General features: G+C 62.6%; 19 protein-coding genes. 12 read left to right on the forward strand and 7 right to left on the reverse strand.

What is annotated here, in order from left to right; genetic code table 11:
* Window positions 1-58 precede the first annotated feature (58 nt).
* Complete coding sequence (locus ACH9L7_RS08125; protein ID WP_396613243.1) at window positions 59-742, forward strand: YqjF family protein; 684 nt, start codon at window positions 59-61, stop codon at window positions 740-742.
* 42 nt (window positions 743-784) lie between these two features.
* On the opposite strand, the gene ACH9L7_RS08130 is transcribed toward ACH9L7_RS08125, so the two are convergent.
* Window positions 785-1,015 (reverse strand): hypothetical protein, encoded by a 231-nt coding sequence (locus ACH9L7_RS08130; RefSeq protein ID WP_396613328.1) that lies wholly within the window; start codon window positions 1,013-1,015, stop codon window positions 785-787.
* Between the two features lie 145 nt (window positions 1,016-1,160).
* Here ACH9L7_RS08130 and ACH9L7_RS08135 point away from each other — a divergent pair, with 145 nt between their 5' ends.
* From ACH9L7_RS08135 to ACH9L7_RS08175, 9 genes are all read left to right on the forward strand, one after another.
* A complete protein-coding gene (locus tag ACH9L7_RS08135; protein ID WP_396613212.1) occupies window positions 1,161-1,607 on the forward strand; it encodes a transporter in 447 nt (148 codons plus the stop codon).
* Between the two features lie 94 nt (window positions 1,608-1,701).
* Window positions 1,702-1,830 carry a hypothetical protein gene (locus tag ACH9L7_RS08140; protein WP_396613213.1) on the forward strand — a complete coding sequence of 43 codons (129 nt, stop codon included), beginning with the start codon at window positions 1,702-1,704 and terminating at the stop codon, window positions 1,828-1,830.
* Window positions 1,827-2,615 carry a hypothetical protein gene (locus ACH9L7_RS08145; protein WP_396613214.1) on the forward strand — a complete coding sequence of 263 codons (789 nt, stop codon included), beginning with the start codon at window positions 1,827-1,829 and terminating at the stop codon, window positions 2,613-2,615. The genes ACH9L7_RS08140 and ACH9L7_RS08145 overlap by 4 nt, the downstream gene beginning before the upstream one ends.
* A 75-nt stretch (window positions 2,616-2,690) precedes the next feature.
* On the forward strand, window positions 2,691-3,155 hold the full coding sequence (locus ACH9L7_RS08150) for a PH domain-containing protein (RefSeq protein WP_396613215.1): 465 nt from the start codon (window positions 2,691-2,693) through the stop codon (window positions 3,153-3,155).
* Window positions 3,152-4,909, forward strand: a complete 1,758-nt coding sequence (locus ACH9L7_RS08155) for a PH domain-containing protein (protein ID WP_396613216.1) — start codon at window positions 3,152-3,154, stop codon at window positions 4,907-4,909. The genes ACH9L7_RS08150 and ACH9L7_RS08155 overlap by 4 nt, the downstream gene beginning before the upstream one ends.
* Before the next feature lie 38 nt (window positions 4,910-4,947).
* Window positions 4,948-5,430 carry an Lrp/AsnC family transcriptional regulator gene (locus ACH9L7_RS08160; RefSeq protein WP_396610229.1) on the forward strand — a complete coding sequence of 161 codons (483 nt, stop codon included), beginning with the start codon at window positions 4,948-4,950 and terminating at the stop codon, window positions 5,428-5,430.
* A 367-nt stretch (window positions 5,431-5,797) separates the two neighbouring features.
* Complete coding sequence (locus ACH9L7_RS08165; protein ID WP_396610230.1) at window positions 5,798-7,285, forward strand: proton-conducting transporter membrane subunit; 1,488 nt, start codon at window positions 5,798-5,800, stop codon at window positions 7,283-7,285.
* Window positions 7,275-9,761: a DUF2309 domain-containing protein gene (locus ACH9L7_RS08170; RefSeq protein ID WP_396610231.1), complete on the forward strand. Its 2,487-nt coding sequence runs from the start codon at window positions 7,275-7,277 to the stop codon at window positions 9,759-9,761. The genes ACH9L7_RS08165 and ACH9L7_RS08170 overlap by 11 nt, the downstream gene beginning before the upstream one ends.
* A 98-nt stretch (window positions 9,762-9,859) precedes the next feature.
* Window positions 9,860-10,555, forward strand: a complete 696-nt coding sequence (locus ACH9L7_RS08175; protein ID WP_396610232.1) for a carbonic anhydrase — start codon at window positions 9,860-9,862, stop codon at window positions 10,553-10,555.
* Window positions 10,556-10,573: 18 nt separating this feature from the next.
* Here ACH9L7_RS08175 and ACH9L7_RS08180 read toward each other — a convergent pair whose 3' ends face one another.
* The gene (locus tag ACH9L7_RS08180; RefSeq protein ID WP_396610233.1) at window positions 10,574-11,233 is read right to left on the reverse strand and encodes a bifunctional 4-hydroxy-2-oxoglutarate aldolase/2-dehydro-3-deoxy-phosphogluconate aldolase; all 660 of its coding nucleotides are present in this window, start codon (window positions 11,231-11,233) and stop codon (window positions 10,574-10,576) included.
* Between the two features lie 191 nt (window positions 11,234-11,424).
* On the opposite strand from ACH9L7_RS08180, the gene ACH9L7_RS08185 reads away from it, so the two are divergent.
* A complete protein-coding gene (locus ACH9L7_RS08185; RefSeq protein ID WP_396610234.1) occupies window positions 11,425-12,459 on the forward strand; it encodes a S1C family serine protease in 1,035 nt (344 codons plus the stop codon).
* A gap of 62 nt (window positions 12,460-12,521) precedes the next feature.
* Complete coding sequence (locus ACH9L7_RS08190) at window positions 12,522-12,920, forward strand: hypothetical protein (protein ID WP_396610235.1); 399 nt, start codon at window positions 12,522-12,524, stop codon at window positions 12,918-12,920.
* A gap of 20 nt (window positions 12,921-12,940) precedes the next feature.
* Here the strand turns inward: ACH9L7_RS08190 and ACH9L7_RS08195 are convergent, their stop codons facing one another.
* The 5 genes from ACH9L7_RS08195 to ACH9L7_RS08215 all read right to left on the reverse strand — a co-directional run bounded on the left by ACH9L7_RS08195 (window position 12,941) and on the right by ACH9L7_RS08215 (window position 16,471).
* Window positions 12,941-13,372: a universal stress protein gene (locus ACH9L7_RS08195; protein WP_396610236.1), complete on the reverse strand. Its 432-nt coding sequence runs from the start codon at window positions 13,370-13,372 to the stop codon at window positions 12,941-12,943.
* A 138-nt stretch (window positions 13,373-13,510) separates the two neighbouring features.
* Window positions 13,511-13,729 carry a hypothetical protein gene (locus tag ACH9L7_RS08200; protein WP_396613244.1) on the reverse strand — a complete coding sequence of 73 codons (219 nt, stop codon included), beginning with the start codon at window positions 13,727-13,729 and terminating at the stop codon, window positions 13,511-13,513.
* Between the two features lie 251 nt (window positions 13,730-13,980).
* Window positions 13,981-14,178 (reverse strand): CbaC protein, encoded by a 198-nt coding sequence (locus ACH9L7_RS08205; protein WP_396610237.1) that lies wholly within the window; start codon window positions 14,176-14,178, stop codon window positions 13,981-13,983.
* The gene (locus ACH9L7_RS08210; protein WP_396610238.1) at window positions 14,175-15,938 is read right to left on the reverse strand and encodes a b(o/a)3-type cytochrome-c oxidase subunit 1; all 1,764 of its coding nucleotides are present in this window, start codon (window positions 15,936-15,938) and stop codon (window positions 14,175-14,177) included. The genes ACH9L7_RS08205 and ACH9L7_RS08210 overlap by 4 nt, the downstream gene beginning before the upstream one ends.
* Window positions 15,938-16,471 (reverse strand): cytochrome c oxidase subunit II, encoded by a 534-nt coding sequence (locus tag ACH9L7_RS08215; protein WP_396610239.1) that lies wholly within the window; start codon window positions 16,469-16,471, stop codon window positions 15,938-15,940. The genes ACH9L7_RS08210 and ACH9L7_RS08215 overlap by 1 nt, the downstream gene beginning before the upstream one ends.
* Window position 16,472 lies beyond the last annotated feature (1 nt).

Below are 16,472 nucleotides of genomic sequence, written 5' to 3' on the forward strand. Positions count from 1 at the left end.
TGGACCCGTCGCATCAACCAGCCGAAACCGACACCCCTCGTCGGTCCAACTGTCCAGTATGGACCTGCTCTCGATGCGGTGGCGACACACCCTGTTTCTCCACTGGGCGGTCGACCCGGCAGTCGTCGAACCGCACCTCCCCGAGAAACTGTCGGTTGCGACGTCCGACGGGCGGGCGTGGCTCGGCGTCGTCTCGTTCGACATGGAGGACATCCGACCCCGCATGTGCCCGGTCGGCCTCGCCTTCCCCGAGGTAAACCTCCGAACCTACGTCGAACCCGCAGACGGAGGCAAACGCGGCGTCTACTTCTTCACCCTCGAAGCGGCAGACCGACTGGGTGTGACGATGGCTCGACTGGGCTATCGGCTCCCCTACAGCTATGCCTCGATTTCGGTCGAAGAGCGCGATGGCGAAATCGAGTTTCGGAGCCGCCGGGCCTCGTCGCGGAAGTCCCCGGGCGCGCGGTTCGACGCAACCTACCGGCCGACTGGCGACATCGAGCAGGTCGAACCGGGGTCGCTCGACGAATTCCTGGTCGAGAACTACCGCTTCTACACGGACGCATGGCCGGTCGTCATCGGCGACATCCATCACGAACCGTGGCCGATTCAGGACGCGGAAGTCGAAGTCCGCGAGAACACGATGTTCGAAGCCTGCGGGTTCGACCACCCCGAAGGCGACCCGCTCGTCCACTACGCGGGTGACCTCAGGGTGACAGCCGAACCGCCGAAGTTCCTCTGAGACGGCCGCTCTTGGTCAGTTGCCGCCCTCGGCACGCGACACTCAGTCGTCGGCTTCGACGGCCGGGTCGTGCCGCTCGTACCAGTCGAGAAGCTGTTCGAGGCGGTGGGTCGCGCGCTCGGGCTTTCTGACGGCGTGGTGTTCGTCCGGGTGAACCGCCTCGGGGTCGGACTCGGAGACCGTAAAGGCAATCGTCTGGCCGTCCGGCGACATCGAAACAGCAGTCGGCAACGAAAGGTCACAGAATGCATCGACTGGGAGTTCGCCTGACATATACTACCGCACCTCACAGACAGACTACAAATAAATTTGCGTCGGCGAACACTTCGGTATTCCGACCCTGTCGCACGGTTTCGACGGGTGAGTGGACCGCGCCGAAGGTGAAACCTTCAAGCATCGGTGAACTAACCCGACGGATATGGCACTCATCGACACCACGATAGCGACAGTTCACATGCTCGTCGGCGGTCTCTGGATGGGGAGCGTCCTCTTTTTCGCCGTGGGCGTGCTCCCGACCGCTCGCGCCGGGAACATCCGCGCCGCAGCGTTCGAGTCGGTTATCTCCCGACTCACGATGGGTTCGCGTATCGGTGCTCTGCTGATGTTCGCCACCGGTGGCCACCTCGCCGGGACGCGCTACACCGCAGGGAGCCTGTTCGGCTCGACTCGCGGCCACCTCGTCCTCGGAATGCTCGGCCTCTGGTTCGTGTTGACTGCTCTCGTCGAAGTCGGCGGCAGCAAGGCAAAAAGCGGGCTCGCAGAAAAGAAGGTCCGAACCCCTGCAGAAGACGCTGCCCCGTTCTATCTCGGTGCCGCCGCCAGCGCCGTCGGCCTGCTCGTCATCGCTGGCCTCCTCATCTCCTAACTACAGAGAACTACGTAGTCTATCAATAGCTACGTTCTGAGATATATATTTCATACGATATGTTTACTACCCTGCCGCGGGTGGGTATCTGTGTATGTCAGAGGACGATGTGACTGGCGTCCTTGAAACGTCACTCCAAATCGAACTGTGTCGGGAGTCGGGCAGCATCCGGGTTCATCGCTCGACTGAACTCGGAACGTACACACGGACAATCGACCGATGAGAACCGCGCACCCGCATACGCCGGGTCCGGTCCTCGACCACCTCGACGCCGCCAGACGAACACTCCGCCGAGAGCGACGGCGCTGCGTGGACGAGCGCGAAGCCTTCCGCGCGTTCGAACGAGCGGTCACCTCCCTGAAAGCGACAGCTCCGACGCCTTCGCCACCTCCCGCCGCACCCGTCATCGGTCGCCAACAGGCTACCGATGGGTCGCTCACACGCGTCCGGCGAGCGTACGAACAGACCGTGATGTCGGTGCCACACTACGACGAAGAGTACGCCGACCCGTACAGCGAGAGCCTCGAAGCGGAGTTCGGTCCGGACGTGGCCGCCGCGGTTCAATCGGCTACCGTCTTCTCGCCCACACTCCGCCGGACAGTCACTGCCGCCGCCACCGAAGCAATCGCCGAGCGAGAAGAGTTCCTCGACATCATCGACGAGGAAGTCGAATCCGTCGAAACCATGACCGACGAGATTACTGCACTCGATGACCGTCTCGACTTCCTCGACGACCGGCCGCTGTCCGAGCGCGGATTCAACGAATTGCTGGCGCTCCACGCGAACGTTCGGCGACGCCAGACGCGGGTCGATGAACTCGCGAGTACTCGCCAGCAGACGATTGCCGAGCAGCGCCGGTCGATGTCGTCGTTCGTCCCCGACGTAGCCGAGTATTTCTATCAAGACCTGACGGTTCGGTATCCGGTTCTCTCGACGCTGGCGGCGCTCGGGGAAACGCTGGACCGGGCACTTCGACGACTCGAACGGCACCTCGCGGCGACACCGTAGGCCGATTCAGCCACAGATATTTAGCGCCGCACGACGGACGCCTGAGTATATGCTCTCGTTCGTGGAGGAGTCTCTGTGAACCGTCTCCATCCTCGTATCCGTCTCCTCTGGGTCGCACGCGCAGTGGTAGTTGCGCTCATCGTTGGCGGTGTGACCCGTGCAGCGGTCATGTTCGGGCCATTTTCTCTTCCCATCTACGCCCCCGTCGTTACCGGCGGCCTCTTCCTCGTCGGCGGCGTGGCCCACGCGCTGCTTCGCTACCGCGCGTGGGGCTACGAACTCCGCGACGATTCGCTGTATCTCCAGCGCGGCGTCTTCACCAAGGTCAATACTGTCGTCCCGTTCGTCCGCATCCAACACGTCGACTCCGCCCGCGGCCCGCTGGACCGTCTCGTCGGACTCGCCTCGACCATCGTCTACACCGCCGGGTCCCGCGGTGCTGACGTGTCGATTCCGGGTCTCACGCCTGACGGTGCCGAAGACCTTCAGGACCGATTGAAGCGACTCGCCATCCGCGCCGAGGGCGACGACGCCGTATGACTCACCTGTCGCCCCTCTCGGTACCGTACCGGGCGGCCCAGCGCAGCATCAGTATCGTGTTCGCCGTCGCGTTCTTGGCCTTCTCCGGCGGGGCCGCTTTCGGAGGGGTGCTTGGCGCGTTCGGGGGCGTCATCCTCCTCGGCACCATCGTACTCGCCATTACGGGCTACGAAGTCGCCTACTACCAGCGGTTCGAGTACGAACTTACGCCCGACACCTTCGACATCCGGTCGGGCGTGTTCGGCCGCCGAAATCGCGAGATTCCGTACCGCCGCATCCAGAACGTCGATATCTCGCGGAACGTCGCCCAGCGACTGTTCGGCATCGCGGCGGTGAATCTCGAAACGGCCGGTGGCGGCGAAACCGAAGGGAGTCTCCGCTTTGTCACCTACGAAGAGGCGCTCCGCATTCAGAAGGAAGTCGCTCGCCTGAAGCGCGGCGAGACGGCGGAAGAGGCGACCGAACCCGACCGTGAAGTGCTGTTCGAGTTGGCCCCGCGCGAACTCGCTATCGTCGGCGCGCTCTCTTTTGACCTGCGACTGCCGGGCATCGTCTTCGTCTTCGTCACCTCCGCGTTCCCCGTCGCGTCGTCGTACCTCAACGTTCCGCTGCCGACAAGCGGCGTCGTCGCTGCGGCCGTCGGTCTGGGGGGGCTTGTCCTCCTCGTCGCGCTCGTCTCGTGGGGTGCCGGATTCGCCAGAGCCGTGGTGAACTACTACGGCTTTCGACTGACCCGCGTCGGCGAGGAACTCCAGTACGAACGCGGCCTCCTCCAGCGGTACAACGGGTCGATTCCCCTCGACAAACTCCAGACGCTCACCATCGAGGACAACCCCCTCAAGCGGCACTTTGGCTACGCGACGCTGCTCATCGAAACCGCAGGCTACGCACCCGGCGGCGAGAGTCGAAACGGTTCGTCCGGGGGCCGTGGGTCGGAAGCGGCGATTCCCCTCGCTCGCCGGGAGCGCGTCACCGCACTCGTCGAGGACCTCGAAGGTGTCACCGAGCCCACGTACGAACGGCCGCCGCGACGCATCCGCCGTCGGTACGCGGTTCGTTACTCGCTCGCGCTCGGGGCGATTACGCTCGCGCTCTACGGTGCGAACACCCTCCTCGACAGGGTGATTCCGTGGTACGTCCCGCTGGTGTTGGTCCCAGTCGCCATTGTCGCCGGTGTGTATCAGTGGCGGCACCGCGGGTGGGGGCTGACCGACGAACACGTCGTCACCCGAAACGGCTTCTGGAAGCGCGAGACGCGGTTCGTCCCGTACTACCGGATTCAAACCATCATCGACACCCGGACCATCTTCCAGCGTCGCTGGCGCGTCGCCACGGTGACCGCCGACACCGCAGGAAGCCTCTCCCTCGTGGGGGGGAATGCAGCGGCCGTGGATATTGCCGCGGAGGATGCTGTAGAACTGCGAGAGATGCTGAACGACCGGCTTCGGGCGTCACTCGCCGCGCGTCGTGAAGAGCGGCGACGTGCCCGCCAAGCGGCGCTCGGTATCGAACTCTCTGATCAAGCTCACGAGGAGACAGCACACTCCGATGCCGGTGACAAGTCACCCAACGACCCATCGGACCCGTTCGTCTACAACGAGCCAGTTTCTCGACCGGACCGCCGGAACGCCACAGGTGACAAGCAGGCGGACGAAGCCGAGACGACCGGCAACGAGATGTCGTCCGAAGGTGGCGACGACGCCGACTCCGAGAAGGGCGCGGATGCCGACGCCGACGGTCGTGACCCCCAGTAGAACAAAATATCTTTTTCAGTCCCCTGATACGTACCAGTATGGCAAACGACGGCATCGACGACGTGGACCGCACCATCCTCCACGCCCTCCAAGAGGATGCGCGAAATCTGTCATCGGGCGACATCGCAGAACGGGCCGGAACGTCCGACAGCACTGTCCGAAAACGCATCAAGCGTCTCGAAGAGCGCGGAGTTATCAAAGGATACCACGCCGCTATCGACTACCAGAATTCAGGGTTCCCATTCAAGATGCTCCTGTTTTGTACCGCACCGATTCCCAAACGAGGTGAGATGATACAGGACGTGTTGTCTATCGACGGTGTCGTCTCTGTGCAGGAACTGGTCACCGGCGAGAAGAACCTCCTCATCACTGTCGTCGGCGAAAACGACGACGACGTTACGCCGGTTGCACAGGAACTGCTCGAACTCGGACTGACCGTCGCTGACGAGGTACTCGTTCGAACTCACAAGACGACGCCGTTCGGTGGGTTCACGAGCGAGCAGCCCTCAACAACCGAGTGACTGCCCTCTCGACGTCACAGCGGACGCTACTGCTTTTCCACCCACTCTAAACGAGACCGAACGATTCGCTCGGAAAGGGACGATAGTCGAACGGAGTGTGAAATAGAACAACGAGTGCTACGGACGACGAACGAGAGCGAGACGACGCGTACCCGGGTGAACTGGATGTTCAGTACGGAGCACCCGACTATCTGTCACTCGTCAACATAGACCATAATGTTCTTTCATGGCTTATCTAGAGAACAAATTGTTCGGATAGAAGGCTTTAACAACGAATACGTTCGTACCGTAGGTGTAAAGAGGACAGTCAGTGATTGCACCTCTCGCGTCGAAGGGTGGACTCACGGACTGCCACAGCCCACAAACGATGACAGACGAGACGAGAACCCCTCGGGTCGGACCGCTACCGAAGACGACGACGGCGACGCCACAACTCCCGCTCGTTCTGACGCGAGTCGTGTGGCTCCTGTGGGCGGTGAGCCTCGTGGTGGCGATATTCCGACTGTCCAGTTCCGAGGGCTGGTCGCTTTTGGGACTGTTCTCTATCGATGGTCTGACAGTCGTGATGTGGGTCGTCGTGACGTTCTTCAGTGGAATCGTCCACAGTTACTCACGGCGCTATATGGCCGGAGATAGTGCGCTCAACAAATTCTTCGGCACCGTGTTCGCGTTCACACTCGTCGTGATGGCACTGGTCGCGGCAGACTCGCTTCTCGTGTTCGTGGCGCTGTGGCTGACGATGGGACTAGTCATGGCCACCCTCATCGGTCACGTCGACTCCTGGCACCACGCGCGTACGGCGTCTGCACACGCCCGCCGGTACTTCGCGGGGAGCAGTGCATTGCTGGCAGTCTCCGTCGCGACGTTGTGGTGGCAAACCGGCGCATCGACTATCTCTGCTGTCGCCTCGACAGAGATTGCACCGTCTGCGACCGTTCTGTTTGCGGTTGCGATGCTCCTGCTGGCGGCGATGATTCAGTCTGCGCTGCTCCCGTTTCACACGTGGTTACTGTCGTCGATGACAGCGCCGACGCCCGCGTCGGCATTGATGCACGCTGGATTCGTCAATGCAGGAGGAATCCTGTTACTCCGGTTCGCGCCGGTCGTCACTGCTGATGGTGGCTTCATGCTGGCAATCGTGGTCGTTGGCGCGACGAGTGCTCTTGTCGGAAAGCTTCTAAAGACCGTCCAGACGGACGTTAAGGGGAAACTCGGCTGTTCGACCGTCGGACAGATGGGGTTCATGTTCATGCAGGCGGGACTCGGCTTTTTCGGTGCCGCCATCACCCACCTCATCTTGCACGGATTCTACAAGGCGTACCAGTTCCTCTCTGCGGGGAGTCGCGTCGAACACGGAAGCCCCGATGGGAAGCACACCGCGACACAATCGGCGGGAATCATCGGTTTCGCGACGACACTCCTGACTGCACTCGCAGGCGGCGCTCTGTTCGCCGTCACAACCGGGGAGGGAATGGCGTTCGATAGCGGATTGCTGCTCGCGGGACTCGTCGTCCTGACCACGATGCACGCCGCCCGCGAGACGGTACGCCACGCGACGCTACCCGCGTTCCTTCGGTTCGGTGCCATTCCGCTTGTGTTCCTGCCAGCAATCGCGGTGTACGCGTTGGTGTACAAGGTCATCGAGCACGCGTTAGTCGGGGTTCCGTTCGTCACGGCCCCTGCCGAACTGACCTCCGTTCACGTCGTCGTCGCCGCGGCGTTCGTCCTGACGTACGTCATCATCGAGAGTGGAGTCTACCGCCGCAGCACCCGCCTGTACATGGCGCTCGTGAATGCGACGCGCCCTGCGTCCGGAACTACTGTGACAACCAGAGAGGAGTACAATGAGTACTAACGAGACGATTCGCGACACTATCGAACAGGCTGCAACTACCGTCGGGTCGGTCTGGCCGCTTCACTCCTTCGTGACGGCCAATCCACTCAGTGGGCTTGAAGACCGCCCGTTCCACGAGGCCGTCCAACAGGCCGAACGCCTGTTCGGCGGTCACGGCTATCCGAGTGCGGACGTGTTCCGCGCCGCGCTCGACACGGGTCAAATTGACCCGGAGACGCTTCGGAGCGAACTGCGCGCACACGGATACGAGGAGGACCCATCGACCCTCTTGGCACGCATGGAGACTCAAGCGGAGTCGGCCACTGAAGACGACGAGTCGAGTCAACACGATGTCGTCGATACGGTCTTGACGAAGTGGCTCGCTTCCTTCCTCGACGAGGGGCACGCTTCGTGGCCGATGCCGAACCGTGAACGTGGGTTCTACGCCGCATTTCGTTCCGCGGCGCGCTACGACCGGTCGCTTCCGGACCCGGGTGCCGTCGCCACCTATCCGGACGACCCGACCGAGGCAATCGAACAGGTCGTCTCCACGTACCCACGCGACCGGTTAGTCGACCTCTTCGAGTTCCACTTCAGCAGGCTTCCGGGGTGGACCGGGTTCATCAAACAGCGGGCCTCGAGTGGTGGAGACTGGCAGGCGAAATACCCCATCACGCTCACGGGGTATCTGGCCGTCCGGTTAGTTCTCACAGACCTCTTCGATGCGCCGCTCGCCCCGCCGGATTCTGTGGCAGAATCGATGCGTTCTGAACGTGACCTGCAACACGACGACGAGGTCCCACTCCCTGAACTCTGGTTAAACGCGTGGGAGACCACGTATCGCACCGAACTGGTCGAGGCGATTGCTGACCAGAATCAATCGACAGTTGCGTCCGGAGACAGTGAGCCAGCCGTCGCGCTCGAAGACGGCGGTCGTCCAGATGCACAGCTCGTTTTCTGTATCGACACGCGTTCGGAGGTCATCCGTCGGCACATCGAGAACGCCGGTGCCTACGAGACCTACGGCTACGCGGGCTTCTTCGGCATTCCGATGCGCTACGAGGCCTACGACTCCGGGGTCGCGGTAGACGCCTGCCCGCCGATTCTCGATGCGCAACATTACGTTTCCGACCATCCGGTCGAGGGATGTGACCACGAACACGGACGCTACGACACGTGGGCGAACACCACCCGTACTGCCGCGCACGTCCTCAAATCACTCACCTCCAACGCTGCGACCGTGTTCAGTTTCGTCGAGAGCACCGGCGTCGGCTACGGGGCCGCCCTCACCGCACGGACCCTCTTTCCGGCGCGCGTGTACGACTTGCTCACCAACGCTTCAGAGCGGGTCCCCTCCCCCGCAGACTTCTGCGCCCCGGCACTCGACCACGACTCGAACGCCGACGGAAACCTGCCACACGGACTGTCCACGGCGGAGAAAGTCGAGTACGCCGCGACTGCGTTCGAACTGATGGGCTGGGACGAATTCGCACGCATCGTCGCGTTCGTCGGTCACGCCAGTCAGACCGCGAACAACCCGTTCGAATCCAGCCTCGACTGTGGTGCCTGTGCGGGCAATGCTGGCGGCCCGAACGCTCGTGTCCTCGCGGCCATCTGCAACGACGACGAGGTCAAGGCCGCACTCCGTGACCGGGGATTCGACATTCCGTCGGACACCGTCTTCGTCGCCGGCGAACACAACACGACGACGGACGAAGTGACGCTCTTTACTGCGCCTGTTCCGGAGAGCCACGAGGCCGACCTCGAACAACTCCGTTCCGACCTCGAAACGGCCCGGGCCGGTGCGGCCACGGAGCGGACCGAATCGATGGACGTGCCATCACCGGGGACTCGGGAGGCCGAACGCCGCGCTGCAGACTGGGCCGAGACACGCCCCGAGTGGGGACTCGCTGGCAACGCGGGCTTCGTCGTCGGCCCCCGTTCGCTGACGCGGGGTCTCAACCTCGACGGCCGTTCGTTCCTTCATTCGTACGACTGGCGGGACGACGAATCGGGCGAGGCCCTCGCGGCCATCGTGACCGGACCCATGGTCGTTACCCAGTGGATAAACATGCAATACTACTTCTCGACCGTGGACAACGCGGTCTACGGTAGCGGGTCGAAAATTACCCACAACCCGGTCGGCAACGTCGGCGTCTACCAGGGGAACGGTGGTGACCTGATGACGGGACTGCCGCTCCAGTCAGTCATGGCGGCCGACGACGACCCATACCACCAACCGCTGCGCCTCTCGGTGGTGATTCACGCCCCGGTCGAACGTGTGACTACCGTCCTCGCAGAGAATCCTCGCGTCACCGAACTGCTGGACAACGGCTGGCTCTCGCTAACCGTCGTCGACCCGACACAGAACGGCACCTCGTTCGAGTACGACGAGAACCTGACGTGGGTGGCTGCCGAGACGGACGACAGACGCGACGCGGCCGAGAAACCAGAACCGACTGCGGAGCCCGTCGCACCGCTTTCAGCAGACGACTGACTGGACGGATGGTCGGCCGTCCGTTCGGCAGTGCTGCCCTGCGGTGAATCTTCGTTCCTTCCAAGATATTTACCTCAGAAGAGCGTTAGTTAAACGCAATGTCGAATTCGGTACTGGAATCGCTCGTGGCTGGAAACAAACACCACGTCGAGCACCTCGACGCAGACTACTTCGAAGGAGTTCGAGACTCACAAGAGCCACAGGTCGTCTCCATCGGGTGCTCGGACTCGCGCGTTCCAGTCGAAGCACTCTGGAATACCAACAAGGCGGGGGTACTCTTCAAGTCGGTCAACGTCGCCAATCAGGTGTGGACTGAAGTCGACGGCACACTCGTCGTTAACGACGTTGTCGGCTATGCAGTCGCCTCGCTCGGCGTCTCAGATATCGTCGTCCTCGGACACACGGGGTGCGGCGGAATCACCGCAGCCTACGAGTCCGTCGTCGGTGACGGTGCGAAAGACCTCCCAGTGGCCGTCGAAGCCGCCGTCTCGCGTCTCGTTCCGCTCGTCGAAGAGGCACGGGAATTGGGTCTCTTCGACGAGGATACCCCGACTGACGACGCCGTCAACCGTCTGGTCGAGTACGCTGTCGTCCGGCAAGTGGAGTTCCTCACCGAGAGTGACGAGGTTCCTGAATCCACCGACTGCTGGGGCTTCGTCTACGACTTCCAGCACGCCTACGGCGACGACGACGGTGCGGCATACCTCGTCGCCGCAAACGGTGATTCGGACCCTGAAACCGTCGTCGAGTGGGTCCCCGACGAGTTCGCCTGTCGCGTAAAATCGATTCGGTAGCCCGGCGACTCGAACCGGTTACTCGACTCGCGCGTCGTCGATAATTTGGGAGAACTCGCGGGCCGTCTCGGTAATCGACTCGAAGTCGCCCGATTCGATAGCGTCGCTGTCCATGAGCGCGCCACCCGCACCGACGACGACTGCGCCCGCTTCGATGTAGTCTGCGGCGTTGTCGAGTCCGATGCCACCGGTCGGCATCATCGGAATCTGCGGGAGTGGGCCTTTCATGCTCTTGAGGTGGCCGGGGCCGAGCGACGACGCCGGGAAGACCTTCACGAGGTCCGCGCCTGCCTCGTAGGCGGTGACGGCTTCAGTCGGTGTCATAATGCCCGGCGCGACGAGCGTCCCGTAGCGGTTGCACGTCTCGACGACGCCCGCGTCGAAGTTCGGGCCGACGACGAACTCCGCACCAGCCTGAATCGCGGCGTTGGCGGTCGGTCCGTCGAGGACCGTCCCCGCGCCGACGATGGCTTCGTCGTCGGAAAACGACGCCGACACCTCGCTGATGAGGTCCATCGCGTCGGGATTGTCGGCGGTAATCTCGTAGGCGGTGACGCCTCCTTCGTGCAGGGCGTCTGCGACCTGAATGATGGTGTCTGCGTCTGCGCCGCGCATCACGGCGACGACGCCGCTGTCGGCGATTCGCTGCATGTCCTCGTGTACGTCGAGTGCGGCCATGTCGACCGGATATTTACTACAGATGTTATTAAAAGGGGCGGTGGCGGCCGAATCTCGGAGTCACCGAAGACGACACACCCATCCCGGAACAAGACTGTTGGTTGTCAACATGCGACAATCACAAATCCGTCGGACACTAACCCGAGGTAAGCGCGTTCGAGGGGCGAACGCTGTTCGGTCGACGCCACACCATGTCCACGACAATCGACTTCGAAGGACTGTACCGCGATGTCATCCCGTCGGTCGTCTCGGTCTACGTCGGCGGCCATCGACGCGCCGGTGGTGCCGGAAGCGCCTTCGTCTACGACGACCAGCACCTCGTAACCAACGAACACGTTGTCCGGTTAGCCAACGGTAGCGACACGAGTCGCGTCGAACTCAGGTTCGCCGATGGGTCGTGGCGCGTCGGCGACGTGGTCGGCACGGACGCATACACCGACCTCGCGGTCGTCGCCGTCGACGACCTCCCGGCGGACGCCTCACCTCTCCCGCTCGCAACGCAGAACCCCACCCCCGGTCGGCAAGTCGCTGCCCTCGGCAATCCGCTCGGGCTCGACGGGTCCATCTCGGCGGGCATCGTCTCCGGAGCAAATCGGTCGCTTCCGACCTCGAACGGCTTCGCCATCCCCGATGTCGTCCAAACGGATGCGCCAATCAACCCCGGCAACTCGGGCGGACCACTGGTCGGTCGCATCGGCAGTGAAGAGAGCGACCCGACGTACGAAGTCGTCGGCGTCAACCGCGCGAAACAGGGCGACAACATCGGGTTTGCTGTCTCTCCGGCCATCGCCACGCGCATCGTGCCGGACCTCGTCACCGACGGCCGGTACCGACACTCCTACCTCCGCGCTCGGACCCTCGACGTGACGCCGACCGTGGCCGAAGCGAACGACCTCGACGCACCGCGCGGTGTGCTCGTCGTCGACGCGGTGGGTCCGGACGGAGGTTCGGCGTTCCTGAACGGGTGTCGAGACGTGGTCGCCCACGGCGGGGTCGAAATCCCCGTCGGCGGCGACGTTATCGTCGCCATCGAAGGCAACCCAGTCCGGACCCACGAGGAGTTGATGCGCTATCTCATCACCGAAACCAGCCCCGGAGAACCCGTCGCAGTGGACGTGTTCCGCGACGGTGACCCGGCAACGCTCGTGGTCGAACTCGACGAGCGACCTGCGGTCAGGGGTCGGGACCGCGACCGCGACGGCGGTAGCCCGATTCCAATCGAGTAACCCAACGGTGTCGAATCCGACTCGGCAGCCACATACTTATCATTCCGTTGGATAGTGTCGGTGTGCCTCCGAACGAGACCGAACGCAGCGACGACCCGACGGTGGTTCCACCGGACGAACCGCTGTTCGCAGCGATAGTCCCGCACAAACTCGCCGTTGGCGTCGCATTCACCGTCCTCGCTTTTGCCCTCGTCAGTCTCGGATGGATCGACGCGGCACTCGTCGACGGTGTCGCAGTCGGCATTCTCTGTCTGGTCTTTCTCGCCGGGGGCTTCGCCCCATTCAACGAGACGCTCGGGTACCAACTCGCGCAGGCCGCCGCGTTCTTCCTGTGGGGCGTCGCCCGACTCCTCGTCGGCGGGGTCGAAGTGGTACCCGTCATTCTCGGCGGCGCAGGCGCTCTCGGTATCGCTGTGTACGGGCGCAGAGCGGTGCGAGACGGGATTCGAGCGCACACTTGAATCCGCGGCGTGTTTCCGACTCACTCCCTGACGGTCAAGACGGGAACGTCGGACAGTCGCACGACCCGCTCTGTGGTACTGCCGAGAATCGCGTGTTCCAGTCCTTTTCGGCCGTGTGTCGCCATCACGACGATATCAGCGTCGCGCTCCTCGACGAAGTCGAGAATCTCTCGGTGTGGAACGCCGATACGGACGGTGGTTTCGCAGGGGACGTCCGACTCGGATGCGAGCGCGGCGATTTCTTCGACCGCCATCTCTGCGGCGTCTCTGAGGGTAGCTTGGACGTTCGCAATCGGAACGTCAGCGGAGGTCCACAGGCCGAGGTCTCTCGCGTCGATAACCGAGAGGACGGAAACTGTCGCCCCGTAGACCGCCGCGAGGTCGATAGCACGGCGCGCGGCGGCGCGAGAGCGGGCGCTTCCGTCGGTCGGAACGAGGACTGTGTCGTACATCTCAAGAGATTGGTGTGCGTCGTTCATGACTGTGCTGTCGAGTGTGACCGTGCGTCCGAACACGTCGTCCACGGACGACGCGCCGCTGGTCAGAAACTGGTGTGAGAAATGGAGGCGTCGGACGGGTTACCGGCGAGTTCAGGCACGGGTGCGCGGCTTGGGCGCTATCTTCGAGACGCTGGCGGCGGCCGCGAGGAGCATCACGCCGAAGACGATGCTGACGAGCAGTTCGGGCGCGATAGTCAGCCCCGAGACGCCGCCGAGCGTCGCGTACAGCGCGTATCCAGCGACACCCGTCAGGACGATGCCGATGACGACTGCCACGCCGATGCCGACTTTCATCAAGTCGATGTTCATAGTCACTCGTAGATAGCCCAGAACGTCCCATATATACGCAGACTGGTTCTCAGTGCGCGGGAAACTATCCGGTTCGATACAATTTTGAGACGGCGACAGACGAGAGCGAAACGACAGACAGCAGCCACTGTCGATGCCGAGTGTCAGAAAATGATGGTCGTCGTCGATTCGGGCGGTCGAATCGCCGCGGTCGGTCGAAGTCGGTTCAGGGGCGATAGTCGGTTCAGGGGCGATAGTCGGTTCCGGGCCGACTATTGAGCCGCGGCAGCTGACTTTTCGCCGTACAGTCCGTACAGGACGAAAAGCAAGGCGAGGAACAGGAATTCGATTACCACGACCCCGATGAGGGGGAGTTCGTAGTTGAAAAAGCCTGCGACCGTGCGGAGTTCGATTGCGACCGGAACGCTGAACGCGATCAGTATGAGTGCTTGTGCTTTGGTGAATCTCATAGTAACACCCCCGCAAGCGCGGCGAAGACGCCTTCGAGAACGGTCTTCACTATCTCTACGTCGGGGAAGACCGTAACTGGAACGGGTAGCCCCCCACCGAAGAGGCCGCCACCGTACTGGATGATTCCCGCCAACGGCAGTGTGTAGGCGAGGACGACGAGAACGGCAGCGATGATGGTCCACATGCCGAGGTTGTCGAGGACGCGGGGACTCCCGTTGGGGCCGGAGAGCGGTTCGGGGAGGGACGCGTCCACGGGCTTTTCGGACTCCTCACCGAACGCGGTCAGGAGCATGTTGAACAGGAACAGCACCACCGACAGGAACAACAGCACCCCGCCGAAAGCAATCTGGACGCGAAGTTCGAAGATGCTGCCGATGGGCGTCACGAAGTCGAAGTTCTGGTACTGCGGTTCGGCCGTACGGCGTGGGATGCCAGCGAGACCGGCACGGTGCATCGCGTTCGACATGAACACGATGCCGACGAACCAGAGGACGACCTGTAGCAGGCCGATTGGACGGCTGTAGAGCTTCGTCCCCGTGAGTTGGGGAACGAGCCAGTACGACCCGGCCATGAGGGTCAGCGCGACAGCCGTGCCGACGGTCATGTGGAAGTGGCCGGGCACCCACAGTGTGTTGTGGATGAGGTAGTTGATGTTCATCCCGGCGTTTATCATCCCCGAGAAGCCACCGGCGGCGAAGATGAAACCGGCGAAGGCCATGCCGGTGAACGCCGGGTCGCGCCACGGGAGCGCACCGAGCCAGCGGAGGTAACCCTCACCGCCGCGCTGGCGCGCACCGTGTTCGACGCTCGCAACGGTGGTAAAGGCCGTGAGCAGCGACGGAAGGAGCAGGAACATCGTGTTCGTCATCGCGATGAACTTGAAGCCCTCCGCGATACCCGGGTCGACGTACTGGTGGTGGATGCCGACCGGGGTCGAAAGCAGGAGGAACAACACGAACACCACGCGGGCGAGCGGGTCACTGAACAGCCGACCACCGGCGAGTTTCGGCAGGACGGTGTACCACATCAGGTACGCTGGCATGAGCCAGAAGTACACGATGGGGTGGCCGAAGTACCAAAACAGCGTCCGCGTCAACAGTGGGTTGACGCTCTCGATGAGGCCGAGCGACCACGGGATGAGGAAGAACACCACCGACACGGCGACGCCGAGAGTGGAGATGTACCACATAATCATCGTGGTCAGGACCATAAAGCCCTGCAACGGGATGCGCTCGTTGGGATTGTCTTTGCGCCACGCGCGGTAACTAAGGAACCAGTCGGCACCCGAGAGCCACGTCCCGACGATGAACATCGCCAGTCCGATGTAGAAAATCGGGTGGGCCTGCAGCGGCGCGTAGAAGGTAAACAGTACGTCGGCGCTGATTCCGAGGTTCGGAACGAGACCGCCGAGAATGGCCACGGCGGCGAGAATCGACCCCGTCGTCATGAGACCGAACCAGGCCCACGAAAAGAGGCTACTGACCGCTGGGCGTTCGAAACTTCTCGCCGTCGCCCAGTGGAACACCGCAGCGAGCGAGAAGATGGTAAAGACGATTGCCAAGAGGACGCCGTGTCCGGTCAAGAGCGTGTAGTAGTCCGCCGAATCGATGATCCGGAGCACATCCGTCCGGTGCAACGCCTGTATGAGGCCAAAGAACGCCCCGATGCCGAGTGCGACGAACGCGACGAGGAGGTTCGCTTTCGCGACGGCCGCCTCGTCGGGGAACCGGGTCGCAAAGAGTGGTTCACTAGTCGCCATCAGTTCTGTTCCTCCTCGTTCTGCGCTTCGTACCAACTGTCGAATTCACGCTGTTCCATCACGACTATGGACCCTTCCATCACGTGGTGGCCCGAGCCACAGTACTCGTTGCACAGCATACCGTACTCGCCTGGTTCTTCGAATTTGACGGTGAACTCGGCGACCTGTCCGGGAATCGCCATCGTGTTGGCGTTCGTCCCGACGACTTCGAAGCCGTGGATAACGTCAGCGGCGGTCACGTGGAAGGTGACGGTGCTTCCCGCGGGAACGCGGAGCGGCTCTGACGTCCCGGGTTCGAAGACGAACTGCCGAGCGACGAGGTACACGTCGTACTGGTTCTCACCGGTCTTTTCGATGCCCGGGTCGCCGAACTTCGGGTGGTCGTCGAGCGTCGCCGGGTCGACGGTGCCACCCTTGTCATCTATCATCTCGATACCTGCCCCTGCGGCACCGTAGGTGATGGTGCCAATGAAGCCGACGATGAGAACGAGTGCCAGCGCCAACCAGAGTTTCTCGTAGGCGTGAATCTCCATG

The sequence above is a fragment of the Haloferax sp. S1W genome (genome assembly GCF_044593955.1).
Classification (GTDB): Archaea; Halobacteriota; Halobacteria; order Halobacteriales; family Haloferacaceae; genus Haloferax.

What these genes read in the sequence shown, in the direction of transcription:
- ACH9L7_RS08125 (WP_396613243.1), top strand. Translation starts at nt 59, where the DNA reads ATGGACCTGCTCTCGATGCGGTGGCGACACACCCTGTTTCTCCACTGG.
- ACH9L7_RS08130 (WP_396613328.1), bottom strand. Translation starts at nt 1,015, where the DNA reads ATGTCAGGCGAACTCCCAGTCGATGCATTCTGTGACCTTTCGTTGCCG.
- ACH9L7_RS08135 (WP_396613212.1), top strand. Translation starts at nt 1,161, where the DNA reads ATGGCACTCATCGACACCACGATAGCGACAGTTCACATGCTCGTCGGC.
- ACH9L7_RS08140 (WP_396613213.1), top strand. Translation starts at nt 1,702, where the DNA reads ATGTCAGAGGACGATGTGACTGGCGTCCTTGAAACGTCACTCCAAATC.
- ACH9L7_RS08145 (WP_396613214.1), top strand. Translation starts at nt 1,827, where the DNA reads ATGAGAACCGCGCACCCGCATACGCCGGGTCCGGTCCTCGACCACCTC.
- ACH9L7_RS08155 (WP_396613216.1), top strand. Translation starts at nt 3,152, where the DNA reads ATGACTCACCTGTCGCCCCTCTCGGTACCGTACCGGGCGGCCCAGCGC.
- ACH9L7_RS08160 (WP_396610229.1), top strand. Translation starts at nt 4,948, where the DNA reads ATGGCAAACGACGGCATCGACGACGTGGACCGCACCATCCTCCACGCC.
- ACH9L7_RS08165 (WP_396610230.1), top strand. Translation starts at nt 5,798, where the DNA reads ATGACAGACGAGACGAGAACCCCTCGGGTCGGACCGCTACCGAAGACG.
- ACH9L7_RS08170 (WP_396610231.1), top strand. Translation starts at nt 7,275, where the DNA reads ATGAGTACTAACGAGACGATTCGCGACACTATCGAACAGGCTGCAACT.
- ACH9L7_RS08175 (WP_396610232.1), top strand. Translation starts at nt 9,860, where the DNA reads ATGTCGAATTCGGTACTGGAATCGCTCGTGGCTGGAAACAAACACCAC.
- ACH9L7_RS08180 (WP_396610233.1), bottom strand. Translation starts at nt 11,233, where the DNA reads ATGGCCGCACTCGACGTACACGAGGACATGCAGCGAATCGCCGACAGC.
- ACH9L7_RS08185 (WP_396610234.1), top strand. Translation starts at nt 11,425, where the DNA reads ATGTCCACGACAATCGACTTCGAAGGACTGTACCGCGATGTCATCCCG.
- ACH9L7_RS08195 (WP_396610236.1), bottom strand. Translation starts at nt 13,372, where the DNA reads ATGTACGACACAGTCCTCGTTCCGACCGACGGAAGCGCCCGCTCTCGC.
- ACH9L7_RS08200 (WP_396613244.1), bottom strand. Translation starts at nt 13,729, where the DNA reads ATGAACATCGACTTGATGAAAGTCGGCATCGGCGTGGCAGTCGTCATC.
- ACH9L7_RS08205 (WP_396610237.1), bottom strand. Translation starts at nt 14,178, where the DNA reads ATGAGATTCACCAAAGCACAAGCACTCATACTGATCGCGTTCAGCGTT.
- ACH9L7_RS08210 (WP_396610238.1), bottom strand. Translation starts at nt 15,938, where the DNA reads ATGGCGACTAGTGAACCACTCTTTGCGACCCGGTTCCCCGACGAGGCG.
- ACH9L7_RS08215 (WP_396610239.1), bottom strand. Translation starts at nt 16,471, where the DNA reads ATGGAGATTCACGCCTACGAGAAACTCTGGTTGGCGCTGGCACTCGTT.